This is a genomic window from Aeromonas sp. 95A, from assembly GCF_051919235.1.
GTDB lineage: Bacteria > Pseudomonadota > Gammaproteobacteria > Enterobacterales > Aeromonadaceae > Aeromonas > Aeromonas veronii.
The window spans coordinates 2214052-2240559 of the sequence record NZ_JBQBFC010000001.1; the positions used below are offsets into that span (position 1 = coordinate 2214052).

Genomic DNA, 26508 nt, shown 5'->3' on the forward strand with positions numbered 1-26508 from the left:
GGACTTAACACCAAGGTTTAGACTCCTTCTCGGTAATCAGGGATCTCGCAGGGGCGGGATCCATCAAGAGGGACTCATCATGAGCAAATTCTGCTGCAATCATCAGCACGCCGCCCCCATCAAGGCCGTCAGCAAGGCGGCCCCCGGCCAGAGTGAGCATAACCACGATAGCCACTGCTGCGACAACACCACGCCCGTCAGTTGCTGTACAACCCCGACGCCTCATGAGCACGCATCCCGTGACGGCAATGAATCCCCCGGGGATGAAGAGCCTCCCCGAGGAAGCTGTCACGATCAAGCGTGCTGCAGCGCCCCCTTATCGCCAGCTCACGATCATAAGCATGAGCATGAGCATGGGCACGATATGCCCCCTGCCGACCCGCTGGTTGCGCCGGAGCAAGGTAACAGTCGCCACAGCTGGCAGGTGTTGGGGATGGATTGCCCCAGCTGCGCCCGCAAGATCGAGACAGCCGTCAGCCGGGTGAGCGGCGTGCAACAGGCGCGCGTGTTGTTTGCCACCGAGAAGCTGGTAGTGGATCTGGCCCCCGGTCTCTCCCCCGATCCCGTCACCGCCGCCGTGCTGGCCGCCGGTTTCCAGCTCAAAGGGGAAAGCGCTGACAAGCAGGCAGCTGGCCGCAAGCAAGCTTCACAACAGCCCCTGCAGGGCAATCTATTCGATAACTTTTTGGGCAAATATTGGCAGCCCCTGTCACTGGCCGGTCTGATGCTGGTTGCCGCCCTGCTGCCGAAAGAGTTCGGTCAGCCGCTCTTTACCCTGGCGACCCTCTGGGGTCTGTGGCCCATCTCCCGCAAGGCGTGGGCGCTGACCAAGAGCGGCTCCCCCTTCGCCATCGAGACCCTGATGACGGTGGCCGCCGTGGGCGCCCTGTTCCTCGGCGAAACCGCCGAAGCAGGCATGGTGCTGCTGCTCTTTATGCTGGGTGAGCATCTGGAGGCCTACGCCGCCGGACGCGCCCGTGCCGGGGTGACCGCCCTGATGGCGCTGGTGCCTGACAAGGCGCTGCGGATCCGTACCACTGCCGAGGGCGAGGTGCGGGAAGAGGTAGCTGCCGATGAGCTGCGTCCCGGCGACATTATCGAAATCGCTCCGGGAGCCCGTCTACCTGCCGATGCCCGCCTGCTCGATGCCCTCGGTGCCTTTGACGAGAGCGCCCTGACCGGTGAATCCATTCCGGTGGAACGCCGCCAGGGTGACAAGGTGCCAGCCGGCAGTCTGGCGGCGGATCGGGTGCTGCGTCTTGAAGTCGTCTCCGAGCCCGGCAACAACGCCATCGATCGCATTCTGCACCTCATCGAGGAGGCCGAAAGCCAGCGCGCCCCCATCGAGCGCTTTATCGACCGCTTCAGCCGCTGGTACACCCCAGCCATGATGCTGGTCGCCCTGCTGGTGGTGCTGGTGCCGCCCCTTGCCTTCGGCCAGAGCTGGGACGAGTGGATCTATCGCGGGCTGGCGCTGCTGCTCATTGGTTGCCCCTGTGCGCTGGTCATCTCCACCCCGGCAGCGGTTACTTCGGCGCTGGCCGCGGCAACCCGTCAGGGGGCCCTGATAAAGGGTGGTGCCGCACTGGAGCGACTGGCCCATATCGACACTGTCGCCTTTGACAAGACTGGCACCCTGACGCTGGGCAAGCCGCAACTGACCGAACTGGTGAGCCTCAATGGCCAGCCGGAAACCGAACTGCTGGCACTGGCGGCTGCCATCGAGCAGGGCTCTCACCACCCGCTGGCCCGCGCCGTGGTCGCCAACGCGACCGAACAGGGGCTGACGCTGGCTGAGGCCCGCGACCTGCGAGCCCTGCCGGGCATGGGAGTTGAGGGACGCATCAACGGCGAACTGTGGCAACTGCTGGCACCGAGCCGGGTGGCGACCCTGAATGTGGAACAGCAGACCCGGATTGCTTCGCTGGAGCGGCAGGGCAAGACTGTCGTGGTGCTCTGCCAAAGCAGCGGCGACCAAGCGCAGCCAGTCGCCTTGCTGGCGCTGCGGGATCAGATCCGGCCGGAAGCGGCAGGGGCGCTGCAAGAGCTCAACCGGCTCGGGCTCAACAGCATCATGTTAACCGGGGATAACCCCCGCGCCGCCGAGGCCATCGCCGGTGAACTTGGGATGGGCTGGCGTGCCGGTCTGCTGCCGGAGAACAAGGTAGAAGAGATCGCCAAGCTGGCCAGCACTCGGAAGGTTGCCATGATCGGCGATGGTATCAACGATGCCCCCGCCATGAAGCGGGCCAGTATCGGCATCGCCATGGGGGGCGGCACCGATGTGGCGCTGGAGACCGCCGATGCGGCGCTGACCCACAACCAGCTCGGCGGTATTGCCGCGATGATCCGGCTGTCGCGGGCGGCACTGGCCAATATTCACCAGAATATCGCGCTGGCACTGGGACTGAAGGCCATCTTCCTGGTCACCAGCCTGCTCGGCATCACCGGACTGTGGATTGCGGTGCTGGCCGATACCGGCGCCACCGCGCTGGTAACCGCCAACGCCTTGCGGCTGCTGCGCAAGCGTTAAGCCAGCCAATGGTATCCCAGCCAAAAGCCGTCCCCCAACCGGGACGGCTTTTCTTTTTCCTCTCACGGCACCCCGTAAAAGAAAAAGCGCGCCTGCCGGTCGGCAGTCGCGCTTTGCTTACTCTCTCGGAGTTATCCCACCCTTGGCAAGGTGGAATTCAACCCGGGGGTGCCGAGCCATCCCCCGGACTCAATGGCTTGCTTACTTGACGCTGCACTCCTGAATGACGGCAGTACCCGCCTTGACGCCAGCCGGGTCAACCTTCACCAGCACACTCCACAGCCCCTGCGGCAGGGTGATGCTGTTATTGGCACTGCCACCCTTGGAGAAGGCGAACGAATAGCCGGTTTCAGCGTTCAACGCGCCGCCACCGTTGAGCAGATACTCCTTGCTCCAGTCCTCGTTGGCGACCTTGAACTCGGTGCTGCCGGCATAGTTGAACGCCGCCTGATAGATGGCAAGATCACCGTCCATCCCCTTGTAGCTCAGCTGGTACTGAGGTTGGGCTCCCCAGCTGGAGAGCTCACCCTTGACGAACAGGTTGTAGCCGAGCGGATTGCCCGCCACCGTATCCAGCACCTTGCAGCTCTGCACCGGCTCGGTGAAGCTGACGCTCAGGGTCGGTTTGTCCTTGTTCATGGCGGTAAAGACAAACTTGTAGCTGCCTGCCTTGGCCAGATCGACACCGATATTGCCGGTTTCTCCCCCCTTGCAAAGGGTCAGCGGAGTGCCGACCACCAGCTTGTCACCGGCGTTGCAACTGCCGTAGTTGACCGGCCCCCAGCTGGCGTCAGCGATCTTGACGTTGGTGGTACCCAGCTTGTCGGTGCTCACCTCGGTAGTGAACTCATACATAAAGTTGCCGCTGAAGGTCATCTGGTTGGTGTTGCCCCACTCATCGAGGAACCCCTTCAGATAAACATCGGTGTTGCCAAACGGTGGCAGGGTACTCAGGTCGGTCTTCTTGCTGACCGGCAGGCCCGCGCCCTGGGCGCCATTCTGCGGCTTGACGAACACGGCGGCAGACCAGGCCCCCAGCGTCAGCTGGCCATTATCATAGGCGGCGCCGCTGGCGATGCTGTCGACTGCGCGATGCTTGCTGCTTAGCACCATACCGCTCAGATCGATCGGCTGATCGTTGCCGTCACGGAAGTCGCCGATGCTCTGGCTCTGGTTGCTGGCGTTGATCATCACCACCAGACCGTCGATGGCCGGATCCAGATCCGTCCCGGCACTGACGCCATCATCCACCGTCATGACGATAAGGCCGGGCACCTGATCCGGGCCGGTATTGCGAAAATCAACCCGCTTGATCACCTCGGCGCCACTGCCCAGACGCAACAGACGGGAAGAGTTGCGCAGCTCCGCCAGCTCCTGATAGAAGCTCACCATCTGCGCCATCTCGGCCGAGCCCGGCTTGGCATGCTTGCCGAGCACCTGCTCAATCAGCGGATAGTTGTCGCCATCCTTGTCCTTGCGCGGCAACCCTTTGTCGAAGTTGTTGTCGCCCAGGGTGTAGTCGACCTTGTTGTACCAGTCGCCCGAGTCATAGCTGTCCCGCTCCATGGATTTGGAACGCAGCAGCTCGACACCGGCGTGGGTGAAGGGAATGCCCTGACCCAGCATGGCTGTCGCCAGCGAGACCCCCTGCATCCGCACCAGATCGGCTCCGGCAGGCGCCTTGTAGATCAGGTTGTCGAACAGGGTCTGGTTGTCGTGCTTGTCGACATAGTTCTGCACTTCCACCGGATCCTGGGCATAACCGGCGCTCTGGCCGTTGTAGTCGATCTCGGCGCCTTTCTTCGGTATGCCATCCTTGTCGGTCAGCACGAACTCCTTGAGGTTGCCCGCCATGCCGAGCCGCACCAGATCGGACTGGTGCAAGGCCGTCGCCAGATCCACCTTGCTCATTTCGTTAGGATCGACGAAAGCACCGTTGCCAAAGCCCTGGGTCTTGCGAATGGTATCGCCACCGTCAAACGGACTGCCGCCGCGCACCGCATCGCGCAAGCGGTCGGAGAAGGAGCCGATGCCAGTACCACCCAGATGCTTCTGGGTCGCCTGCACGAAGCGCTTGTCATCCTGCACTTCGCCGAAGTTCCACCCCTCGCCGTAGAAGTACATCTCGGGATTGACCTTCTTCACCGCGGCCAGCGCCTGCACCATCTGATCTTTCGGATGGTGGCCCATCAGGTCGAAGCGGAAGGCGTCGATCTTGTAGTCGCGCGCCCAGGTGACCAGAGAGTCATCCATCAGCTTGGCGAACATGGCGTGTTCCGGCGCCGTGTTGGAGCAGCAGGTGGAGTTCTCCACCGAGCCGGTCTCCGGATTGAGGCGCTGATAGTACCAGGGCACTATCTTGTCGAGCACCGACTTGGGACCGAGCCCGGATTCGTTGGTATGGTTGTAGACCACATCCATCACCACGTTCATGCCGATGTTCTGCTTGATGGCCTTGACCATCTCGCGGAACTCCAGAATACGTTTGGTACCCTCGGCGTTGGTGGCGTAAGAGCCTTCCGGCGTGGAGTAGTGGTAGGGGTCATAACCCCAGTTGAAGGAGTCGACGCCGCGCAGATAGCCGGAGAGCTCCTGCACCTGCGGATTATCCTTGCTGTCGCCCCCTTGCAGGTCGGCCAGCACATCTCCCACGGTCTGACCGCCACCGCAATAGCCGCCAAATTTGGATGTTTTCACATCCGGATTGACCTGACAGAGCTTGCTGAAGTCATCGCCGAGATTGGCCACCTTGGCCGGATCCTCGTTGACGGTGGCGATATCGAACACCGGCAGCAGGTGCAGGTGGCTGACGCCGCTTTTTGCCAGCGCTTTCAGATGGTTGACCGGTACAGAGTCGGGCTGGGTCAGGCCGACAAACTTGCCGCGCTTCTCTTCATCGGTGGAGGCATCGTTACCGGTCAGGTCACGAACATGGGCCTCATAGATGGTGATGTCGGCAGGGTTCTGCTGGCTGTGGGGCGCCTTGAGGCTGTCCCATCCTTCCGGTTTCAGGGCCGGATCGTCGAGATCCACTACCTGACTGAACTCGGAGTTCATCGCGAGGCTCAGGGAGTAGGGATCGGTCACCTCGTAGCGCTCGACCTTGCGGCTCAGCGGATGGTAAACCTCCATGTCGTAGCGGTAGAACTGACCGATCAGCTCGCTGCCCCCCTCATAGCTCCAGCTGCCGCTGGCGCTGTCGAAGGTCATTGCCACTTCACCACTCTTCTGATGGCTGGCGTTGTAGAGGGCCAGCTTGACCGACTTGGCGGTCGGCGCCCAGAGGCGGAAGGTCACCCGGTTGCCCTCTACCACGGCGCCATAGCTCAGCTTGGTCGCCTCGGGAGCATAGAGCGCATCGAGGGCGCCGGCGCTCTGCACCAGGGTCGCTCCTTGCAGGATACCGTCGGCATCGGTGCCGATAGCCACCAGTTCCCCCTTGAGCAGGGGCTTGAGATCTTTACCGACTGGCAAGGCAAAAGCGGCGGCATCCTTGAGATGCGGATATTTGGCCTGCTGCTCGGCAGTCAGACTGGTCGCGCTCAGGCTGATATAGGGGAAATCGAACACCCCATCGGCATTGGCCTTGATGGTGCCCGAGTCGGTGTAATAGAGGCGAACATGGGGCTTATCCTTGCCCCCTTGCCAGATCAGGGTATTGCCATCGATCAAATGAGCGCTGGCCCCCGCCACGCCAAAGGCGGCGCTAAAGGCTTCGGCACGGCTGCCAAACAGATCTTTCTTGCCCGCGACGATGGCCACGGTGCGATCCGGGTGCTCACTGAAGATCACCTTCATATCGCTGCCGGTCAGGTTGGCCAGATCGCCGTTGCGGGCGATAAAGTTGATGCACCCTTCCACATTTTTGAGAGGAACGACCCAGACCGGACCAAAGCTGTCGGCGGTGGCAGGAGTTTTGCTCTTGTCATCCCACCCGGTATTCAGGCCGCCATCAGCGGTAGCATTACAGGCGTCGTTGTTCCAAAGGTGCAGGCTGTGGCTGTCAAACGGAGCCTTGGCCCCTTTGGCTGCCGACTGGGTATCCACCAGCGCAATGACTGCCTCGTTGGGACCTGCTTGCAGCAGCTCCTTGGGGGGATCCATCTTGGGCAAGCGAGCGACAGGTCCATCAGAAGGTTCAGGTGTAGAAGTAGATGTGCTGTTGTCATTACAGCCAGACAAAAGCGCGAGCAGTGAGGCTGTTACCAGCGCCACTTTGGTCTTTTTCATATCCATATTTTTATAATTCCCGCTGTAGTTAGTCTCGATAGTCGAGCACCCGGTCATTGCCAGGCGGTGCCATATTAATCAGCGGCAATCGATTCAAATGTGAGCGGAAGGGCAAAAAAACCATCCAGTTTCAACAAGATAACGTTTTCAGATTGAAACTTCGATCCGGCTCACAGACCTCGCGGCCATTTGGCCTCATATCTGGAAAATGGCAGTCACGGGGTCAGAAAAGCAATGTCTGATCAAGTGGATAGACAAGGAGTAAACAATGAAACGGATTGAAGAGCAGGCAAGACGACTCGATCAGGAGTATCAGGCGATCGGGCAGCTGTTCGACCAGTTCTGCCAGCAGGCTGGCGCCCTGGCCGAACAGTATCACTTCTTCAACTGGCCCGATTATGAAGACTCGCCCCCGCTGAGCCGCGCCTTCACCCTGCTGGGGGAACCCCGCGAACTGCGGCTGCGCTGCCAGCCCGGTGAGCGATCTGCCCTCAATGGCCTGATCCAGGTGGTCTCGGAGGATGGCACCATAGATGCCAGCCTCGGGTTTCGCGCAGATGGTCAGCTGCTGCTGGAGTCCGGCAAGCTGCTGGACAACCCGCCCGGACTGCTGCTCAAGCTGCTGCTCGGCGCTGTGTGGCAACACAAGCCCCAGGATGAAATCATCGGGCAGCCGCACTGAATCGGCCGAGTGTAGAACGCTTGTGCATACTACGTTCTCAGATAGGCAGATTCATCCAGCCCTATTACCAAATTAAGATAGTCATGTCATCAGGTATTGCCGCTTGCGTGAGCAAATACATAGCTAAAAGCAACAAAGAAAGGCCGAATGGAATCCCATTCGACCTCTTCTGATCAAAACGTTATGTTGATAAGGCTTCAATAAGCGCTCACACTCTCGGGATGCCCGAGGTCGGGAGGTCAACAGATCTGTACGTCACTGATGCGGTTCATCACAGCGCCTCGTCGTCACTCTCGCCGGTGCGGATGCGCACCGCTTGCAGCAAGTCGTAGACAAAAATCTTGCCGTCGCCGATCTTGCCGGTATAGGCCGCCTTGCAGATCGCCTCGATCACCCCTTCCACGTTATCATCGGCGGTAGCAATCTCCAGCTTCACCTTGGGCAGGAAGTCGACCTGATACTCGGCTCCCCGGTATAATTCGGTGTGTCCCTTCTGGCGGCCAAATCCCTTGACCTCGGACACGGTCAGCCCTTCCACCCCCAGGTTGGCAATAGCCTCGCGGACATCGTCCAACTTGAACGGTTTGATAATCGCACTAATCAGCTTCATCTGGTTGCTCCCAATCCATGGTGTGTCATGAATCGGGTTTCAATTCTTATGCCAAGTATTTTTATTGTTTTATTTCATATAGATAGAGTTTAATGTCGGCGCCATTCGCCAGGCACATCCCCATAACTGGCCAGCACGCCCCATAATGAGGCACCATGCTGCAGCGGTCAGCGGGTATGCACCAAACAAGAGCAAAACAGCATGTTAGTTATCTCCAACAGCGTCACGATTCCCTGGCATGAGCTGCAATTTCAGACCATGCGGGCACAGGGCAACGGTGGACAGCACGTCAACAAGACCGACTCCGCCGTCTGGTTGCGCTTCGATTACCGCAACTCTCCCAGCCTGACGCCCCTCTACAAGGAGGGTCTCGACAAGCTGAGCGACAGCCGGGTACACGATGGCTTTATCCTGATCCGGGTCGAGAGCCATCGCAGCCAGGACATGAACCGCAAGGAGGCGATGAACCGTCTGGTGGAGTTGCTGAAGAAAGCAGCCTGGCGCCCCAAGGCTCGCCATGCCACCAAGCCGACCCGCAGCTCCCAGCGCAAACGGGTCGATGCCAAAAAGCGCAAGGGGGATATCAAGTCCGCCCGCGGCAAACCGGTTCTGGACTGAGCCAGCCCCCCAAGGATGTCAGCCGATGAGATACAGTTTTTGCGACAGCGCCCGCGGCCCCCTGCTGGTCGCCATCGATCAGGATGGCCTGCGCCACGTGGAGTTCATACACGGGGAGCGCCCCGTCATGCCGCAAACTGACTGGCAACGGGATGACAAGGCGCTGGCGCCCTATCTTGCCCAGTTCAACGCCTATTTCGCCGGAAAGTTGCAGCAGTTCGATCTGCCCATGGCAGCGAAGGGCACCCCGTTCCAGCAAACGGTGTGGAACGCTTTGTGCGATATCCCCTATGGCGAGACCGTGAGCTATCTCGAGATTGCCCAGGCGATAGGCAATCCCAAGGCAGTGCGGGCGGTGGGCGCTGCCAATGGCCGCAATCCGCTGAGCATCATAGTACCCTGCCATCGAGTGATCGGACGCAGCGGCGATCTGACCGGCTATGCTGGCGGCATTCCCATCAAGCGCTGGTTGCTGGCACTGGAACAGGTAGGCACAGCATTCGAGCTGGCCCCATGAGACGATGAGCGCCTTGGAGAGGGCGGGACAATATCGCGACCAGAATGAAAAGGCTTTCAGTCAGTGACCACGCTTTGCTGACAAGATGAACAGAAAATGAAGAATCGCCTCAGAACTACTTCAGATTGAGCTTGGCATGATGGCTCCATACTTGAATGGCACGGCTCATTCGCTGATTCAAGTAGCACCCATGTGACGCTTCCAATCTGTCTTTTTCCCCGCGCCTCCTCTGAGGCGCTTTTTTTGTGCCGACACAACAGGCCACCACCCGGCTTGAGTGGCCTGAACACCACAAAATCTGCACCAGCCCAAAAACCAAGAGGCGAAGGATCATCCTTCGCCTCTGACGTAACAGCTGGCTACTCGCTCTGGGGCAGGAATTGCAGTTCCGGCGCCGAGGAGGTCAGCACATCGGCGCAATAATCCCAGGTCGAGATGCGATAGTGCTGCAGATCTTCATCCAGATGCAGGCCGTCCGACTCCTGATGGAACCAGCTGGCAAAACGGGATGGGGTGATGAGCTGGATCTGCTCTTCGATAGCGTGGCTATCCTTCCCCTCGGCCAGATCGCAATCTTCGATGACCCGCAGGGCATAGATATGGCGAAAATAGACCCGGCAGAGGATTTGCGGGGGCAGATCGATGCTGCGTGCCCGCCCCAGCATGATGGTCAGAGAGTCGCTCCAGAGATCCTGATGCAGCTCGGCCACAACCAGACCGGGCGGTAGCTGGCGGGACGGAGCCCAAGGGACGGCAACCTGCCGAATGGCATTTTTCTGTTCCATATTCACCTCGCAACGACTCGCTCCCTGTCTTGAGTCTATCTGAACCACATAGTCCCGGCGAAGGCAATCGATGGACAATAAAAACGGCAATAAAAAAGCCGACGTATCAAACGTCGGCGAATAAAAAGTGCTTACAACAGAGGATTCACATATTCAGACCCGCGGGTCGAAAGATTGGTTCCCTCTTTTTGTAATTAATTTTCGGCGCGTTTAAACATCAGGGTATTGGCGTCCGACTCTTCCGGCACGAAGTAGTAGCCCTCGGCGTTGAAACCGGTCAGCTGCTCCACCTCGGTTAGGCGGTGCTTGATGATGTGGCGAGCCATCATGCCGCGCGCCTTCTTGGCGTAGAAGCTGATGATCTTGAACTGGCCGTTCTTCTCATCCTTGAACACCGGCGTGACAATCCGCCCTTTCAGGCTCTTGGGTCGTACCGACTTGAAATACTCGTCGGAGGCCAGATTGATCAGCACTTCATCCCCCTGCGCTGCCAGCGCGTCGTTGAGATGGTGAGTGATCACCTCGCCCCAGAACTGGTAGAGATCCTTACCGCGATCATTGTCGAGCTTGGTCCCCATCTCCAGCCGATAGGGCATCATCAAGTCGAGGGGGCGAAGCACGCCGTAGAGGCCGGAGAGCATCCGCAGGTGTGCCTGAGCAAAGTCAAAATCGGCCTCGCTGAAATCCTCCACCGCCAATCCGGTGTAGACATCCCCTTTGAAGGCCAGCAGTGCCTGACGGGCGTTGGCGGGGGTGAAATCTGGCTGCCACTCGGCAAAACGGGCGGCATTGAGACCGGCCAGCTTGTCGCTGATCTTCATCAGAGTGGCGATCTGGTCAGGGCTCAGTTGGCGGGCCCGGCTAATCAGTTCGGCGGAGTGATCCAGCAGCTCGGGTTGGGTGAAACGGGGTGTCACCAGCGGTGACTCGTAATCCAGCGTCTTGGCCGGGGAAACCACAATCAGCATAACGTTCCTTTATGGCGAGGGCCGAACGGCAGAGCGGCCCCATGATTCATTCATCCAGCGTCACATTGTCCAGCGTGCCGGTGCCGAGCCGCTCGCGACCGGAGAGCTTGATCAGCAATCGCAGGTCGTTGGCCGAGTCGGCGTGGGCGAGGGCCTCACTGTAGCCAATCTGGCCGGCGCAGAACAGGCTGAAGAGCGCCTGATCGAAGGTTTGCATACCCAGCTCGGTCGATTTGGTCATCACCTCCTTGAGGCGATGCATCTCTCCCTTGCGGATAATGTCGGTGATGAGCGGGGTATTGAGCAGGATCTCGAACGCAGCGCAGCGCCGCTTGCCATCCATACTCGGCACCAGCTGCTGAGCGACGATGGCCTTGAGGTTGAAAGAGAGATCGAACAGGAACTGGCGGTGTTTGTCTTGCGGTACCAGATGGAGGATGCGATCCAGCGCCTGGTTGGCATTGTTGGCATGCAAAGTGGCGAGACAAAGATGGCCCGTCTCGGCGAACTGCAGGGCAAACTCCATGGTCTCCTGACTGCGGATCTCACCGATCAGGATCACGTCCGGTGCCTGACGCAGCGAACTTTTCAGCGCCACATCGAACGACTCGGTGTCGATCCCCACCTCTCGCTGGGTCACCAGACTGCGACCATGCTGATGGACGAACTCCACCGGATCTTCCACCGTCAGAATATGACCATCGGCATGCTGGTTGCGATAGCCGATCATCGCCGCCTGGGTGGTCGATTTGCCCGCCCCGGTGGCGCCGACAAACAGCACCAGCCCCCGCTTGGCCATCGCCACCTCTTGCAGGATCTTGGGTAGCTGCAGATCTTCAAAGGTGGGAATGCGGGTCTCGATACGCCGCACCACCATGCCGGGCAGCTCCTGCTGCCAGAAGGCGCTGACCCGAAAACGGCCAAGCGCCTCGCGATAGATCGCGTAGTTGGCCTCCTTGGTGCGGATATAGCGCTCGAAGTGATCGCTGCTGAGGGTATCCCTGACCAGCGTCAGTGCCCCCTTCTTGTCGAGCGCCTCACCCCCCAGCGACACCAGATGGCCATTTACCTTGAGGGTGGGCGGCGAGCCCACCGTCACAAACAGATCCGATCCCTTTCGCTCGACCAGCTCGCTCAGCAGATCATCCAGATTCATCATCTATCCCTCCCTGGGTGCGAGTCTCTTAAATGCTGTTGGGATCCACGGCCTTGGCCTTGGCATCAAGGGATGCCACCACGCCACGACTAACCAGCTGCTTGAGGCTCTGATCCATGGTCTGCATGCCGTGGGTCATCCCGGTCTGGATCACCGAGTAGAGCTGGGCAATCTTGTCCTCCCGGATCAGGTTACGCACCGCCGGAATGCCCATCATGATCTCGTGGGCCGCCACCCGGCCGCCGCCAATGCGCTTGAGCAGGGTCTGGGAGATGACCGCTCGCAGGGATTCGGAGAGCATGGAGCGCACCATGTCCTTCTCCGCGCCTGGGAAGACGTCGATGATACGGTCGATGGTCTTGGCCGCCGACGAGGTGTGCAGGGTGCCAAACACCAGGTGGCCGGTTTCGGCGGCGGTCATGGCCAGACGAATGGTCTCAAGGTCGCGCATCTCGCCCACCAGAATGATGTCCGGGTCTTCCCGCAGTGCCGAGCGCAGGGCGTTGCTGAAGCTCTTGGTATCCCGATGAACTTCCCGCTGGTTCACCAGACAGCGCTTGTTCTCGTGGACGAACTCGATGGGATCCTCGATGGTGAGGATGTGGTGATGGAAGTTCTCGTTGATGTAATTGACCATGGCCGCCAGGGTGGTCGATTTACCCGAGCCGGTAGGGCCGGTCACCAGTACCAGACCCCGCGGGAACTCGGCGATCTTGCGAAAGATCTCCGGCGCATCGAGATCCTCGAGGCTCAGCACAGTGCTGGGGATGGTACGAAATACCGCGCCAGAACCGCGCGCCTGCTGGAAGGCGTTAACCCGAAAACGGGCCAGATTGGGTACCTCGAACGAGAAGTCGACCTCGAAGTTCTCCTCCAGCTCCTTGCGCTGATGGTCGTTCATGATGTCGTAAATGAGGGCATGCACTTCCCGGTGTTCCAGGGCGGGCAAATTGATCTTGCGAACCTCACCATCAACCCTGATCATCGGGGGAACCCCGGCCGAGAGGTGTAGATCCGAGGCTTTATGCTTTACACTGAAAGCCAATAACTCTGTGATATCCATAGACTTGTCATTCTCCCATCACAAGATCACTAACGAAATATGAACCAGATTGCCCAGCACCTGTTTCAGGTAAAGGAACGTATTGCCCAGGCCGCCGAACGGGCGAGCCGCAACCAGCAGCAGATCCGCCTGCTGGCCGTGAGCAAGACCAAACCTGTCGAGGCCATCATGGCCGCCCATGCCGCAGGTCAGCGCTGCTTTGGCGAATCCTACGCTCAGGAAGCAGCGGCCAAGATCGATACCTTGCGCCAGCAGCCGGAATATAGCGACATAGAGTGGCACTTTATCGGCCCTTTGCAATCGAACAAATCCAAACTGGTCGCCGAACGGTTTGACTGGGTGCAGAGCGTGGATCGGGACAAGCTGATCGACCGCCTCAACAACCAGCGCCCAACTACAATGGCACCGCTAAATGTTTGTCTGCAAATCAATATTAGCGGAGAGAGCAGCAAATCCGGAACGTCGGAACAAGAGATTTTCCGCCTTGCCGAGCAGGTCTCTCAAAGTGAGCGACTGGTGCTGCGGGGGCTGATGGCAATTCCCGAACACACCAGTGACGAGAGCGTACTGGCCGCCCAAATGACCCGTATGCAGACTCTGTTCACCGAGCTTGCGCGACAATACCCCACGGTGGATACCCTCTCGATGGGCATGACCGAGGATCTTGAACTGGCGATAGCCCACGGCAGCACCATGGTGCGGGTCGGCACCGCCATCTTCGGCGCCCGTGACTACTCATAGGCAAGGCCAGCGGATAACCCATACGTCCGCCTCTTGCCCGACTTCATCAACAGGAGCGTTTGATGGAACACCGAATTCTGGCGTCAGGTGGTGCAGGCAGCGCCAACCCCGCCGCGACCCCATGTGCAACAGGAGCATCTGATGCAGCATAGAACGCTGGCCTTTATCGGCGCGGGCAACATGAGCCGCAGCATCATCGCCGGACTGGTCAAGGCGGGTTATCCCGCCGGGCAGATCACTGCTGCCAACCCCAGTCTGCCCAAGCTGGAGACGCTGGCGAGCGAACATGGCATTCGCATCACCCAGAGTAATGCCGAGGCGGCCCGAGGCGCCGAGGTGATCGTGCTGGCGGTCAAACCGCAGCTGATGGCCGGCATGTTGGCAGCACTGGTTGAAGAGCTGGGATCCCTTGAGGGCAAGCTGCTCATCTCCATCGCGGCTGGCATCAAGGTGGCGCGCCTTGGCGAGATGGCCGGTGGCCACGACCGCATCATCCGCACCATGCCCAATACCCCTGCCCTGCTGGGTCTGGGCATGACCGGTCTCTACGCGCCCGAACATATTGCCGCCGCGGATCGCGAGTTTGCCGAGCAGATGATGCAGGCGGTTGGCAAGACCCTCTGGGTGGAGCAGGAGTCCGGTATCAACGGCATCATCGCCGCAGCGGGCAGTGCCCCAGCCTACTTCTTCCTCTTTATGCAGGCGATCGCCGAAGAGGCAGAGGCAATGGGCTTCTCGCCCGAGCAGGCTCGCCTGCTGGTGCAGCAGACCGCGCTGGGCGCAGCCGCCATGGTGGAGCAAAACCCGGAGCTGGCGCTGCAGACCCTGCGTGAGCAGGTGACCAGCAAGGGCGGCACCACAGCCGAAGCCATCAAGACATTCCAGCAACAGGGGCTGATGCCGCTGACTGCACAAGCCATGCAGGCGGCCGTTGCTCGCGCCACCGAAATGGAAACCCTCTTCTAACAGGAGCCCAGATGAACACTGCTTACTTTCTGATTAACACCGTTTTCGATCTCTACCTGATGGTGATCCTGCTGCGCGTCTGGCTGCAGTGGGCCCGCGCCGACTTCTACAACCCGATGAGCCAGATGGTGGTCAAGCTGACCAATCCGCTGGTGATCCCGCTGCGCCGCGTTATCCCGGGCTTTGGTGGCATCGATCTCGCTTCCGTGGTGCTGGCGCTGGCCATCGCCTTCGCCAAGCTGGCCCTGCTCAAGAGCATGAACGTACTGCTGGCGGACTGGCTCAGCATCAGCCTGTTTGCCGCGCTGACCGTGCTGAAGAAAGCGGGCTCGATGATCTTCTGGGTACTGCTGATCCGCGCCATCCTGAGCTGGGTCAGCCAGGGCCGCAACCCCATCGAATACGTGATGCATCAGCTGACCGAGCCGTTCCTCGCCCCTATCCGCCGCGTACTGCCGGCACTGGGCGGACTGGATCTCTCGGTGCTGGTCGCCTTTATCGGCCTGCAAGCCATCAACTACCTGCTGGGTGACCTGTTTGGCCAGCTGTGGTGGATGATTTGATGCCAGCCGTCCTGCAACAAGGGGATGAACTGGTACTGCATCTGGTGATCCAGCCCAAGGCGAGTCGGGATCAGATCATCGGATTGCATGGCGAAGAGCTGAAAGTGGCCATCACGGCGCCGCCCGTCGATGGCCAGGCCAACAGCTATCTGATCAAGTTTCTGGCCAAGCAGTTCAAGGTAGCCAAGGGACAGATCACCATAGTGCGGGGCGAGCTGGGGCGACACAAAACCGTCGCCATCGACAGCCCCAAACAGTTGCCGCAAGAAGTGAGTGCACTGCTGAATGACACGCAAGGCTGAATGAATCGGCCTGCGCCAACCGTAGATATGAGAGGGATGACAGATGAAAACAGCCTGGATGAGTGGCCTGCTGGCACTGCTGATGACCCTGCCGCTCAAGGCAGAACAGATTAAGGAGCTGGGGCCCTGGCTGGTGCACTACAACGCCTTCAACTCCAGCTTCCTCACCCCCGAGGTCGCCAAAGCGTATGGACTGGAGCGCAGCCGCTACAACGCCATCATCAATATCGCGGTACAGGACAAGCAGAAAGTGGCGCAAGCCGTGGGGATCACCGGTGAGGCCAAGAACCTGACCGGTACCATCCGCACCCTGAACTTTCAGGAGGTAAAAGAGGGGGATGCCATCTACTATCTGGCGACCCTCCCCTACCGCAACGAAGATACCTATCAGTTCACCCTGAAGATCATGGGCGGTGGGCAGCAACAGAACCTCAGCTTCCAGCAGACCTTCTACGTAGACTGAGCAGCAACAAGAAGCCCCGACCAAGGCCTGGGCTTCATTTTATCCATATGACAAGGGCGCCATCAGGGCGCCCTTGTTGCATCTATCCCGTACCGCAACGGTTACAGGGCGAGGAACAGACCGGCCAGACAGGCACTCATCAGGTTAGCCAGCACGCCAGAGAGAATGGCGCGCATGCCGTAACGGGCGATGAAGGATTTGCGCTCCGGCACCATGGAGCCCAGACCACCGATCAGGATCGCCATGGAGGAGATGTTGGCAAAGCCGCACAGGGCGAAGGTCACGATGGCCTTGCTCGACTCGCTCAGGGTCTGATCCTGCACCAGACCGATGAAGGCGACGAACTCGTTGACCACGATCTTGGTACCGATCAGGGCGCCAGCGGCTTGTGCCTGATCCCAGGGTACCCCGATCAGCCAGGAGACGGGGGCAAACAGCCAGCCCAGAATGATCTGGAAGCTCAGATCCAGCCCCACCAGACCGCCAGCCCAACCCAGCAGACCATTGAGCATGGCGATCACGCCAACGAAGGCCAGCAGGGTGGCACCGACCGCCACCGCAATATTGAGGCCGGACATGGCGCCATCGGCCGCCGCTTCAATCACGTTGGTGGCGCGGGGGATCTCGACATCCTGATGGTGATCGATCTCTTCAGCTCCCGGCGGCACCAGGATCTTGGCCATCGCCAGACCGGCAGGGGCCGACATGAAGGCGGCAGCGATCAGGTATTTCAACTCAACCCCGAGGCTGGCATAGCCCACCAAGGTGCCACCGGCGACAGAAGCGAGACCACAGCTCATCACAGCGAAGAACTGGGAATCGGACATCTTGGAGAGGTAGGGTTTGACCACCAGCGGCGCTTCCACCATGCCGACGAAGATGTTGGCGGTCGCGGAAAGACTCTCGGCACGGCCGGTGCCCAGCAGCTTCTGCAAGCCACCACCCAGCAGGGCGATCACCCGCGGCATGATACCGATGTGGTAGAGGATGGCGATCACCGCGGAGAAGAAGATGATGACCGGCAACACGTTGAAGGCAAAGATGAAGCCCAGCTTGAACTTGGCCAGATCGCCGAACAGGAAGGCGATCCCCTCCTGACCATAACCAATCACGCTGCTTACGCTCTCGCTGACCCCGTTCAGCACATGCTGACCAGCAGGCAACCAGAGCACCAAACCGGCAAACATGATTTGCAAGCAGAGGGCAAGGCCAACTGTTCGCAACGGGATACGACGACGATTATCAGAGCAGATGACGGCAAGCGCCAGGATACTCAGGATGCCGAGCAGGGCAATCATAGGGACTCCATCAGGTGGGGCAAAAGATGGGCGCGGATTCTGCGCCTCTCACCCCGTCACTGCAAGTCCGCTTGGTTACAACCCTGTTAGAAAAAACGTTTGCACGATATCGGTTGCGCCAACTGGCTGATTTGGTTCGATTTTAGTATCAGGAGAAATCGAGAGTTCTTAAATGGAAACAATCATTCCTCACCACCGGACAATTTACCCCCGAGCCAGGGGGCCAGTCGCTGCTCCCAATAGGGTTCGGGGCCAAAGCGGGCCTTGAGGAAATCGATGAAGAGACGGATCTTGGGATCCAGATGTTCACGCCGGGCATAAACGGCGTGTACCGCCATCTGCTGGTTCGGTCGCCACCCTGGCAGCACAGGGATCAGCTTGCCGCTCTGTAACTCCTTGTCCAGCAAGTAGTTGGCAATATAGGCGATACCGAGCCCGGCCAGTGCCGCATCCCGCACCGCCTCTGCCATATCCACCCGATAGTTGCCCGCCACCTGCACCGTCTGACGCTCCTTGCCCTGGCGAAACGACCACTGGTGATAGCGCCGCTCCCGACTCTGGTAAGTGATGCAGTTGTGTTGGGCCAGATCCTTGGGATGAAGCGGCGTGCCGTGGCTCAGCAGGTAATCCGGCGAAGCCGCCACCACGAAGCCAATGTCGGCCAGCCGCTGTCCCACCAGCCCTTCCGGCTTGTCCTCATAGGTGGTGAGCCAGAGATCCAGCCCCTCATCCACCAGATTGGTTCTGTGGTCGAACAGCGAGACTTCCAGCTCCAGCTCGGGATAGCGATCCTGAAACGCCTTGAGATGAGGAATGACGTGCAAGCGGCCAAAAGATTGGCCCACCGCGAGATGGAGCACGCCACTCACCTTGCCACGCCGCTCGGCGATCATGGAGTCCGCCTCCTGCGCCACCGCCACCAGCGCATGGCAGTGACGGGCATACTCCTGACCCAGCTCGGTCAGGACAAAACGGCGGGTGGTGCGCTGGACCAGCTGGGCGCCAAGGGTGGTCTCCAGCAGCGCCAGCTGCTTGCTGATATGGGATTTGGAGACCCCGAGACGACGGGCGGCGGCAGAGATCCCCTGCTCGCGCACCAGCGCATCGAAGATCACCATTTGAGGAAGACGTTGCAGCACAAGATAACCGGATTGAGTGGCGGGAGCCCATTATTCCAGAGCCGCCCGCCAAGGGGTAGGGTCAGAGCCCCAGCGCCCGGGTGATCTGCAGTTTGAGGGGGTCGTCAGCCGGATTCTGGTTGGCGCCGTAGCTGGCGATCAGCTTGCCATCGCGCCCCACCAGATACTTGTGGAAGTTCCAGTTCGGCTCATCCCCATCAGCGGCCGCCGCCAGCCCCTTGAACAGTGGCACAGCATCGGAGCCCCGCACCGCCACCCGATTGAACATGGGGAAGGTGACGCCATAGTCGCGGCGGCATACCTCGGCAGTCTTGGTCTCGTTGCCCGCCTCCTGCCAGAAGTCGTTGGAGGGGAAGCCGAGAATAATCAGCCCTTTATCCTTGTAGCTCTGGTAGAGCTTCTCCAGATCGCGGAACTGGCCGCTGTAGCCGCAGTAGGAGGCGGTATTGACCACCAGCACCACCTTGCCCTCGGTCAGCTGACAGAGGTTATGGCGCTGAGAGTTGTTTAGCTCCCGCATCTCAACATTGAAATAATCGGGGCACGCCGCAGAGGCCGCTCCGGCCCCCAATAACAGCAACAGAGTGAACCATTTCATCGCCAAGACTCCTTTTGTTTTGTCCATCATACGCGGTTACCAGAGCCGCAGTTCACTCTCAATGCAATGGAATGCCGGTCAGCCAGCCGTGGCCCCAGAACACCAGCAGCGTGGTGGCAGCCAGGCCCGCCCCGACGCTGATGCCGGTGCCCGTCCAGTTGGCCGCAGGACGGGGATATCGCTGCCAGTCCCGCACCGAAATCCAGACCATGCTCACCAGCGCCCACAGCCCGATGCCGCCAAACAACACCAGAGAGCGCGCCTCGCTGTTGACCAGCAGATGGGCCACCGCCCAGAGCAGGGTACCGAGCAGTTGGGGATGCACCAGCCAGCGGCGCAGATGGTTGGGCCCCTGGCCGGAGAAGAACAGGATCAGCGCAAAGGGCATCATCACCGTCATGGTCATCGGCCCCCACTCCGGCAGGAAATAGAGCGGCAGCGAGCTGGCCGAGCGCCAACCGGCGATGATGCAGGCGATGGCGACAAACACCAGCAGGGAGAAGAGCCCCTTGTAGCGATTCTCACCCAGCCGTTCTCTCAGTCGCGCCCGATGGGCCACCGCAAAACAGGGATAGATATGGATCAGGGTAAACAGCGCAACCCCCAGGGTCAGCAGGAACATGAGTCTCTCCTTGTACTTGGTACGACCACTATGCCGTAAAGGGAGATTTGCGCCTATCAAAACCGCGCTGACCCATGGAGTCAAAAGTGTGGCAAGACAAAGGAACGGAAAGAAAAGAGCCGATCACGATGGATCGGCAAATAAGTGCCAGGGCAGTCAGACATCTCGCGAGATGGGAGATGCCCCAAACGGGGATATTGAGTGGCCGATGGTACCCATCGGCCGAACCGGATCAACCCTTGAGTTGATAGAGCGCCGCTACGTTGCGCGCAGTGAGTTGAATATTGGTGCTGGCGCTCTCCAGCGCCTCCGGCAGAGACATGGCGCGGTTGACCACGGCGAATACCGCGTCCAGTCCGTGATCATGTACCACACCGCAATCGTCGGTCAGGCAACCGGAGATACCGAGCACCGGCTTGCCGAACTGCTTGGCGCAACGTGCGACACCGATTGGCGTCTTGCCATGGATGGTCTGGCTGTCGATGCGACCTTCACCAGTAATGACCAGATCCGCATCGGCCACTTCCTCGGCCAGTTTCAGCGCTTCGATGACGATTTGAATGCCGGGCTTGAGCTCGGCACCAAGCAGACCAACCAGTGCGGCCCCCATGCCACCGGCAGCACCCGCCCCCGGAATATCCTTCACCTGCTTGCCAAGGGCCTGCTCAATGCAGTCAGCATAACGGGAGAGGTTGGCATCAAGTTCGACAACCATCTCGGGCGTTGCCCCCTTCTGCGGGCCAAACACCGCAGAGGCGCCTTTCGGGCCACAGAGCGGATTGTTCACATCACACGCCACCTCGATACCCAGCTCACCCAGACGCGGATCCAGACCGCTCAGATCGATGGTCGCGAGCTCACTGAGACCTGCGCCACCCAGCTCGATGGCGGAACCATCTGATTTGAGCAACTTGCCACCGAGCGCCTGGATCATGCCGGCACCGCCGTCATTGGTGGCGCTGCCGCCGATACCGAGGATCAGATGTTTCACCCCCATCTCCAGCGCGGCCAGGATCAGCTCGCCGGTGCCGAAGCTGGAGGTGTGCAGCGGATTGCGCTGCTCGGGAGCGACCAGATGGATACCGGAGGCGGCGGCCATCTCGATGACGGCGCGCTCGCCATCACCCAGCAGACCGACGAAGCCCTGCACCTTGTTGCCAAGGGGGGCGGTCACTTCGACCGGCAGGATCCGGCCACCGGTGGCATCGACCAGCGATTGCACCGTGCCCTCGCCGCCATCGGCCATCGGCAATTTGACGTAGGTGGCGTTCGGCAGCACCTGCTTGAAACCGGCCTCGATGGCATCAGCCACCGCCATGGCGCTCAGACTCTCCTTGAATGAATCGGGGGCAATAACAATTTTCATATCAATTCCTTAGGCGAGGCCAAACACGCCAAACATCAGGGTGGAGACAGTGGCAATGGTCAGACCGACTGCGGTTTCGTAAGGGATAAGTTTCAGGCGCTCACCCACCCCCATGTGGACGCTGCCACCGGTGGCATGGAAGAAGGAGCCGTGGGGCATGTGGTCAAACACGGTGGCACCGGCATGGATCATCGCCGCCCCGGCCAGACTGCTGACCCCCAGTTCAATCAGGGTGGAGCTGAATACGTTGGAGGCCACCACGGTACCGGCGGTGGTCGAGGCGGTCGCTAGCGACATCAAAGCACCGGAGATAGGCGCCAGCAGGTAAGAAGGCAGACCTGAGGCGGTCAGGCCGCTGATCAGCACATCTTTCAGGCCGGAGTTGGCGATGATGCCTGCCAGGGTACCGGTACCCAGCAGCATGATGGCGACTGGCGCCATGCGGGCGAGACCGGATACCGCAAACTGGTTCACCTTGCTGAATTTACCCATCATCAGGGCACCAACCAGACCACCGAGGGGCAGTGCAATCAGCGGATCCACCACGATACCGGCGACCGGCCGCAGGGCCAGCAGCAGGATGGCGACCAGCGGCGCGCTGATGGCGGCGGCAAAGCCCGGCAACTTGGCACCGGCAAAGCTCACCACTTCATCAGCAGCAACCTTGCTGCCCTTATTGTTCAGCCGCTTGGCCAGCCAGTAGGCCATCACCAGACCGAACAGACCCGGAATGATGCCCGCCGCCATCACAGAGGTGAGGGGCAGATGGAAGGCATCAGCCGCGGCAATAGCGTTGGGATTGGGGGACATGACGTTACCCGCCTTGCCGCCGCCGATCATCGCCAGCAGGATTGCCGCCTTGGAGAGGTCGGCACGGCGGGCGATGGCCAGCGCGATGGGGGCGACCGTGATAACGGCCACATCCACGAATACGCCGACCGCAGTCAGGATCAGAGTCGCCAGCGCCAGTGCCAGCAGGGCGCGGGTTTCACCCAGCTTCTTGACGATAGTCTCGGCGATAGTGGTGGCCGCACCCGATTCGATCAGCACGCCCGCCAGTACACCGGCCGCCAGGATCCGCATCACCGCTGTGGTGATCCCCTGGGCGCCGCCGATCATCAGGGCGACGGTCTGGGTCAGATCGGCACCGCCAATCAGGCCGCCGGCCAGGGCACCCACGATCATGCCGTAAGCGGGCGGCACCTTCTTCAAAATGAGGAAGATGGCGATGGAGAGCGCCGCGATGGCGCCAAGGGCAGTAACCGGGATCATGACGGACACCTTCAATGGGAGTGAATGGCCGCCATTATGGAGATCTGCAATCAGAATGCTTTGGCTTAAAAACCAAAAATAGCGTCATGTAAAAGTAGTTTTTTGTCTAATTTTACAATCACAAGTCGAGATTAAGGCCGAGATAGAGCAAAAATTTGTCGTCTAACTTGTTGAAATTCAACCCGGTTATCTGCTCTATCCGCCCCAGCCGATAACGCAGGGTATTGGGGTGAATGAACAGCGTTTCGGCACAGCGATGCAGATCACAATCCTGCAAGAAATAGTGGCGTAGGGTCTTCTGCAGCGCCCCTTTGCCATCTTCCCGGGCCAGTTTCTGCAGCGGTATGCGCAGCTGATCCGCTTGCCAGGAGTCCGCCAGACTGCCCAGCAGCACCGGCAAACGGTAGTCCTCAAAGAAGTAGACCTGTTTGCGCGGCGCCTGCCGCATGCCACGGCGCAATGTATCCCGCGCCGTCTGGTAAGAGCGCGCCAGCCCGTCGATCCCGGCGAAGTAATCGCCCACCGCGATATGCACCTTGAAGTGGGGAATGCGGGCCAGCAACTGCTTGATCCGGCTGCGCTCCTGCGCCGATTGCCAGACGCCATCACTCAATTGCGCCGGTTTGAGCACCACTATCTCGTCGAGCCCGTTGATGGCGACCAGATTGTCCCGCTCCGGATTTTCCAGCTGATGAACCAGCTCTCGCAGACGCGCCGGATCCGCCTCCTCCAGCGCCAGCACGGCTACCACCCGAGGCTGGGCCAACTCCAGTCCGAGAAAGCGGGCCGCCTGCTGCAATTGATCGACTCGCCCCTCGCCCCGAATGAGCTGCAACACCAGCTCCTCTTTGTGGCGCTTGTCCCACTGCAACTGCTCGGTGAGCGCCGCCTGCTCCAGGATCAGTTCGGCGGTCATTCGCACCAACTCGGCGTAAGCGCGAACTTCCTCCGGATCGCCGGAGATGCCGATCACCCCGATCAGCTCCCCCTGATAGGAGATGGGTAAATTGATGCCGGGTCGCACCCCCTTGAGCTGCAAGGCTGTCGCTTCGCTTATCTCCACCACCCGGTTTTCGGTCAATGCCAGCACGGCCCCTTCGTGACGCTGATGAATTCGCTCCGGATTGCCGGACGCAATGATGAGGCCATGTTCGTCCATCACGTTGACCGAGAACGACAGGATCTTCATCGCCCGTGAGACGATCTGGCGGGCAAGGTTATCGTTTAGCTGCATAACATCTCCGGACAAGGGGCTGATCTGGCTACGTCACCACGAGGCGATTCAGGGCACATGGGCGCAAAGATGCCACATCATCAAGACAAGCGAGAGGGGGATCGCTAGAATAGGCCACTTTACCCGATGTGTGCCCCGCCATGGAGCAGGAATTGCGTGCTTGCACCCGCCTGCCCGTGATGGCCCATCCCTCCGATCTGGACTGTGCTATGGATTATGAATTTCGCCGCGACCCGTTTGGTGGCTATCGCGCCCGGTTCTCCATGGGCCATGAAGCCATCGGTCAGTGGCTGATCGACGAGGTTGGCAAGGATGAGGAGAAGCTCGACGAGCTCTTCTCCATCATTGATCAGCTCTCCAACCGCACCCGAGTCGAATACCGGCTCAACGGCGGTGACTACTCCCTGCTGCTGACCCATGAAGAGGCGGAGGTGAAAGCCAACGCCCTCAATATCGAGCTGGGTGAGGATCTTGACGATCTCGCCTACTACGATGATGAACAGCTGGCCATGTGCGGGCTGGAAGATTTTGCCCAGGTGCTCACCTCCTGGCGCGCCTTTATCCGTAACGAGGATATGGGCTGATTGACCCAATGTCGGGCAAATGTGCCCTTTTGCCTAACTCAACAGGATTGACTATGTCTATTTACGATTTTGATGACGAACTGCCGGAAGACGAAGAACAGGAATCCACCAAGAAAGCGGCTGCACCTGCCAAGAAGAAAGGCAAGCAGGTGATGAACACCCAGGTCAACCTGAGCCCGCGCGATGCCAGCCGCCTGAACGGCATGCACGTTGAAGCGATCGCCACACTGGACGACGTCAGCCTGCCGAAGAACGTCATCTTCAAGGCTGGCCTGATCGCCCTGGGCGAACTGGAAGCCGGCAAGCGCGCCGATATCATCGCCCGCGTCATCGCCGAATCAGGCCGCTAATCGCCCCTGAAGGTATAAAGAAAGCCGGAGCCACTGCTCCGGCTTTTTGTTTTCCGCTCAGGTACTCTCAACGGCAATCGATCCCCTTTCCGGCTCGGGAGACCAGTTGGTCATAGCGACCATCGGCACGGGCGGCAGCCAGGGCATGATTGAAACGCTCAAGCAGGTTGGCGGCCTCAGGGTACTGCCGTGAAATGATCAGGTAAAAGGTGTCGCTCTGACGAAAGTGGGGCAATGCCTGCAGATGGCAGGGATCGCCAAACAGTTGGCGGCTGGCATCCCGGGTCACCGTCTCGTTCATCGGCAGCAGATCGATCCGTTTGCGATCCAGCAGTTGCAGACATTGTGCCAGTGTCTTGGGGCGCTGCAGATCCAGCCCGAAACGCTTGATCACCCCGTCGGCATGGCTGGTGCTCCACCCCAGCGGAATGCAGACACGCAATCCTTGCCAGCGGCCAGCCTGAATGGCCTCGCGCCCCCGATAGGTAAACCAGGAGAGGCGATCTATGTGAATGGGAGCGCTGTAGTGGAAGAGCTTGGCCCGCTCGGCAGTCCAGGCGTAGGGGAAGGTGGCCGCGACCAACCCATTGCGGGTCAACTGATAGCCGCGGGGCCAGGGCAGGTAGTCGACCTGGAGCTCTCGATACCCGGCCTCTTGCAGCAGGGTCGTCACCAGCCGGGTGCTCTCGCCGCCTTCAGGCAGTGCCTTGCCGGTATAAGGGGTGAACTCACCGGTCACCAGCAGCAAGGGTGCGGCCTGCAGCCAGACACACCAACAACACAACAACCACAGACAGTGCTTCATCAGCTGCTCTCCCTTTACCCTGTTGATGAGTATAGAGAAGGGATCCGACCACCTCCTGCGCGGTTGTCCTGCTGACGCCCACTTGTTAAGGTTGCCGCCTGCCTCGTTCAAGGAGATCCAATGTTACCCCTCCCCGACTCATTTATCTGGGGCGCGCTGGCGCTGGCCGTGCTGCTTGCCCTCTTCCGCCAACGTCTTCCCGCCTTTGCTCTGCTGGGACTCTCCCTGCTGCTGGCACTGTGGCTTGACCGAATGACACTACCCGCCCTGCTGGTCTCGGTCGCAGGATTACTGCTGGCATGGCGTACGCCAACCCTCCCCGCCCGCTGGGCGATGGCGGCCCGAGTGGTGCTGATCCTCTGGGCGATTGCGCTGACCCTGCATCTGATCCCCGGCTTCAACAATCTCAAGGTGCTGGATCAGGCGCTGGCAGGCCCCGCAAGCGTGCCGTTCAACATGTATCTGAACCTCGACAAACCGCTGCTGCTCTTTGGCTTGCTGCTGGCCTGCCCGATGCTGCTGGGCAAGGGGGGCACCATCCGCTGGCGCCCTTTGGCCCTGTTGCTGCTGCCGCTGGGTACCCTGCTGGTCATCGCCTGGCTGTTGGGGGCACTGAAACCGGAAGTGGGTCTGCCCCACTGGTGGTGGCTGTTTGCACTCAACAATCTGCTGCTCACCTGTGTGGCGGAAGAGGCGCTGTTTCGTGGCGCGATCCAGCAGGGGCTGACCGAGCGTTACCGCCCCTGGATTGGCATCGTCGTGGCTGCGCTACTGTTCGGAGCTATTCACCTGCCCGGTGGCCCACTGCTGGCGCTGTTTGCGACCCTGGCAGGCTGCTGCTATGGCCTGGCATTCCAGCTCAGCGGGCGACTCTCCGTGGCCATCCTGATCCACTTCGCCTTCAACTTCGCCCATCTGGCGCTCTTCACCTACCCGCTGGCCCACCGCTAACTCCTGAAGGCGCCTGACAGGGGCGCCTTCCCTCGCGCTTCCCGCTCTCTTTAAGCGTGCTGCCTCGCTCGCTTTACACCTCTACAAAGCTC

26 protein-coding genes are annotated in these 26508 nt (G+C 60.1%); 12 read left to right on the top strand and 14 right to left on the bottom strand.

The genetic code is table 11. The features are described 5' to 3' along the window. The first annotated feature begins 79 nt into the window (after window positions 1-79). Complete coding sequence (locus ACTG2U_RS09880) at window positions 80-2533, top strand: zinc/cadmium/mercury/lead-transporting ATPase (RefSeq protein ID WP_439974417.1); 2454 nt, start codon at window positions 80-82, stop codon at window positions 2531-2533. A gap of 201 nt (window positions 2534-2734) precedes the next feature. Here ACTG2U_RS09880 and pulA read toward each other — a convergent pair whose 3' ends face one another. Beyond that, on the bottom strand, window positions 2735-6769 hold the full coding sequence (gene pulA / locus ACTG2U_RS09885; protein WP_439974418.1) for a pullulanase-type alpha-1,6-glucosidase: 4035 nt from the start codon (window positions 6767-6769) through the stop codon (window positions 2735-2737). A gap of 262 nt (window positions 6770-7031) precedes the next feature. Here pulA and ACTG2U_RS09890 point away from each other — a divergent pair, with 262 nt between their 5' ends. Further along, on the top strand, window positions 7032-7445 hold the full coding sequence (locus ACTG2U_RS09890; RefSeq protein ID WP_069554472.1) for a hypothetical protein: 414 nt from the start codon (window positions 7032-7034) through the stop codon (window positions 7443-7445). A 271-nt stretch (window positions 7446-7716) separates the two neighbouring features. Here ACTG2U_RS09890 and glnK read toward each other — a convergent pair whose 3' ends face one another. Then, window positions 7717-8055 (bottom strand): P-II family nitrogen regulator, encoded by a 339-nt coding sequence (glnK, locus tag ACTG2U_RS09895; protein ID WP_005341406.1) that lies wholly within the window; start codon window positions 8053-8055, stop codon window positions 7717-7719. 201 nt (window positions 8056-8256) lie between these two features. On the opposite strand from glnK, the gene arfB reads away from it, so the two are divergent. Further along, window positions 8257-8673, top strand: coding sequence for an alternative ribosome rescue aminoacyl-tRNA hydrolase ArfB (arfB, locus tag ACTG2U_RS09900; RefSeq protein WP_139430011.1), 417 nt, complete (start codon window positions 8257-8259; stop codon window positions 8671-8673). A gap of 25 nt (window positions 8674-8698) precedes the next feature. Further along, the gene (locus ACTG2U_RS09905) at window positions 8699-9190 is read left to right on the top strand and encodes a methylated-DNA--[protein]-cysteine S-methyltransferase (RefSeq protein ID WP_042084317.1); all 492 of its coding nucleotides are present in this window, start codon (window positions 8699-8701) and stop codon (window positions 9188-9190) included. Between the two features lie 359 nt (window positions 9191-9549). Here ACTG2U_RS09905 and ACTG2U_RS09910 read toward each other — a convergent pair whose 3' ends face one another. The 4 genes from ACTG2U_RS09910 to tapT form a co-directional block, all read right to left on the bottom strand. After that, complete coding sequence (locus tag ACTG2U_RS09910; RefSeq protein WP_005340360.1) at window positions 9550-9975, bottom strand: hypothetical protein; 426 nt, start codon at window positions 9973-9975, stop codon at window positions 9550-9552. A gap of 194 nt (window positions 9976-10169) precedes the next feature. Continuing rightward, window positions 10170-10943 carry a peroxide stress protein YaaA gene (gene yaaA / locus ACTG2U_RS09915; protein ID WP_040067414.1) on the bottom strand — a complete coding sequence of 258 codons (774 nt, stop codon included), beginning with the start codon at window positions 10941-10943 and terminating at the stop codon, window positions 10170-10172. 46 nt (window positions 10944-10989) lie between these two features. Then, window positions 10990-12099 carry a type IVa pilus ATPase TapU gene (gene tapU, locus ACTG2U_RS09920; protein ID WP_005340356.1) on the bottom strand — a complete coding sequence of 370 codons (1110 nt, stop codon included), beginning with the start codon at window positions 12097-12099 and terminating at the stop codon, window positions 10990-10992. Between the two features lie 28 nt (window positions 12100-12127). After that, entirely contained in the window at window positions 12128-13162 is a 1035-nt protein-coding gene (gene tapT, locus ACTG2U_RS09925) for a type IVa pilus ATPase TapT (protein ID WP_005340354.1), read from the bottom strand. Window positions 13163-13201: 39 nt separating this feature from the next. Between tapT and ACTG2U_RS09930 the strand changes: the two genes are divergently transcribed. The 5 genes from ACTG2U_RS09930 (at window position 13202) to ACTG2U_RS09950 (ending at window position 16197) form a co-directional block, all read left to right on the top strand. Then, on the top strand, window positions 13202-13903 hold the full coding sequence (locus ACTG2U_RS09930; RefSeq protein WP_439974419.1) for a YggS family pyridoxal phosphate-dependent enzyme: 702 nt from the start codon (window positions 13202-13204) through the stop codon (window positions 13901-13903). A gap of 141 nt (window positions 13904-14044) precedes the next feature. Beyond that, window positions 14045-14869 carry a pyrroline-5-carboxylate reductase gene (gene proC / locus ACTG2U_RS09935; protein WP_421260197.1) on the top strand — a complete coding sequence of 275 codons (825 nt, stop codon included), beginning with the start codon at window positions 14045-14047 and terminating at the stop codon, window positions 14867-14869. Window positions 14870-14880: 11 nt separating this feature from the next. Next, the gene (locus tag ACTG2U_RS09940) at window positions 14881-15432 is read left to right on the top strand and encodes a YggT family protein (protein WP_005341416.1); all 552 of its coding nucleotides are present in this window, start codon (window positions 14881-14883) and stop codon (window positions 15430-15432) included. After that, window positions 15432-15734, top strand: a complete 303-nt coding sequence (gene yggU / locus ACTG2U_RS09945) for a DUF167 family protein YggU (RefSeq protein WP_439974420.1) — start codon at window positions 15432-15434, stop codon at window positions 15732-15734. The genes ACTG2U_RS09940 and yggU overlap by 1 nt, the downstream gene beginning before the upstream one ends. A 43-nt stretch (window positions 15735-15777) precedes the next feature. Next, window positions 15778-16197, top strand: a complete 420-nt coding sequence (locus ACTG2U_RS09950) for a DUF4426 domain-containing protein (protein WP_270905199.1) — start codon at window positions 15778-15780, stop codon at window positions 16195-16197. Window positions 16198-16298: 101 nt separating this feature from the next. On the opposite strand, the gene ACTG2U_RS09955 is transcribed toward ACTG2U_RS09950, so the two are convergent. From ACTG2U_RS09955 to ACTG2U_RS09985, 7 genes are all read right to left on the bottom strand, one after another. Continuing rightward, on the bottom strand, window positions 16299-17495 hold the full coding sequence (locus ACTG2U_RS09955) for a NupC/NupG family nucleoside CNT transporter (RefSeq protein ID WP_416033011.1): 1197 nt from the start codon (window positions 17493-17495) through the stop codon (window positions 16299-16301). 182 nt (window positions 17496-17677) lie between these two features. Next, window positions 17678-18613, bottom strand: a complete 936-nt coding sequence (locus ACTG2U_RS09960; protein ID WP_180342969.1) for a LysR family transcriptional regulator — start codon at window positions 18611-18613, stop codon at window positions 17678-17680. Between the two features lie 82 nt (window positions 18614-18695). Next, window positions 18696-19232 carry a glutathione peroxidase gene (locus tag ACTG2U_RS09965; protein WP_005340333.1) on the bottom strand — a complete coding sequence of 179 codons (537 nt, stop codon included), beginning with the start codon at window positions 19230-19232 and terminating at the stop codon, window positions 18696-18698. A 58-nt stretch (window positions 19233-19290) separates the two neighbouring features. Further along, complete coding sequence (locus tag ACTG2U_RS09970; RefSeq protein WP_439974421.1) at window positions 19291-19854, bottom strand: NnrU family protein; 564 nt, start codon at window positions 19852-19854, stop codon at window positions 19291-19293. A 232-nt stretch (window positions 19855-20086) separates the two neighbouring features. Next, complete coding sequence (locus ACTG2U_RS09975; RefSeq protein ID WP_167564874.1) at window positions 20087-21220, bottom strand: glycerate kinase; 1134 nt, start codon at window positions 21218-21220, stop codon at window positions 20087-20089. A gap of 9 nt (window positions 21221-21229) precedes the next feature. After that, complete coding sequence (locus ACTG2U_RS09980) at window positions 21230-22492, bottom strand: GntP family permease (RefSeq protein WP_167564875.1); 1263 nt, start codon at window positions 22490-22492, stop codon at window positions 21230-21232. Window positions 22493-22610: 118 nt separating this feature from the next. Further along, entirely contained in the window at window positions 22611-23726 is a 1116-nt protein-coding gene (locus tag ACTG2U_RS09985) for a sugar diacid recognition domain-containing protein (RefSeq protein WP_439974422.1), read from the bottom strand. Window positions 23727-23935: 209 nt separating this feature from the next. On the opposite strand from ACTG2U_RS09985, the gene ACTG2U_RS09990 reads away from it, so the two are divergent. Together ACTG2U_RS09990 and ACTG2U_RS09995 are read left to right on the top strand one after the other, a co-directional pair. After that, a complete protein-coding gene (locus tag ACTG2U_RS09990; RefSeq protein WP_026034971.1) occupies window positions 23936-24310 on the top strand; it encodes a YacL family protein in 375 nt (124 codons plus the stop codon). Between the two features lie 53 nt (window positions 24311-24363). Continuing rightward, window positions 24364-24660 carry a hypothetical protein gene (locus ACTG2U_RS09995; protein ID WP_005348860.1) on the top strand — a complete coding sequence of 99 codons (297 nt, stop codon included), beginning with the start codon at window positions 24364-24366 and terminating at the stop codon, window positions 24658-24660. Window positions 24661-24727: 67 nt separating this feature from the next. Here ACTG2U_RS09995 and ACTG2U_RS10000 read toward each other — a convergent pair whose 3' ends face one another. Continuing rightward, complete coding sequence (locus ACTG2U_RS10000; RefSeq protein WP_439974423.1) at window positions 24728-25465, bottom strand: substrate-binding periplasmic protein; 738 nt, start codon at window positions 25463-25465, stop codon at window positions 24728-24730. Window positions 25466-25585: 120 nt separating this feature from the next. On the opposite strand from ACTG2U_RS10000, the gene ACTG2U_RS10005 reads away from it, so the two are divergent. Next, window positions 25586-26416 carry a lysostaphin resistance A-like protein gene (locus tag ACTG2U_RS10005; RefSeq protein WP_439974424.1) on the top strand — a complete coding sequence of 277 codons (831 nt, stop codon included), beginning with the start codon at window positions 25586-25588 and terminating at the stop codon, window positions 26414-26416. Window positions 26417-26508: the final 92 nt, after the last annotated feature.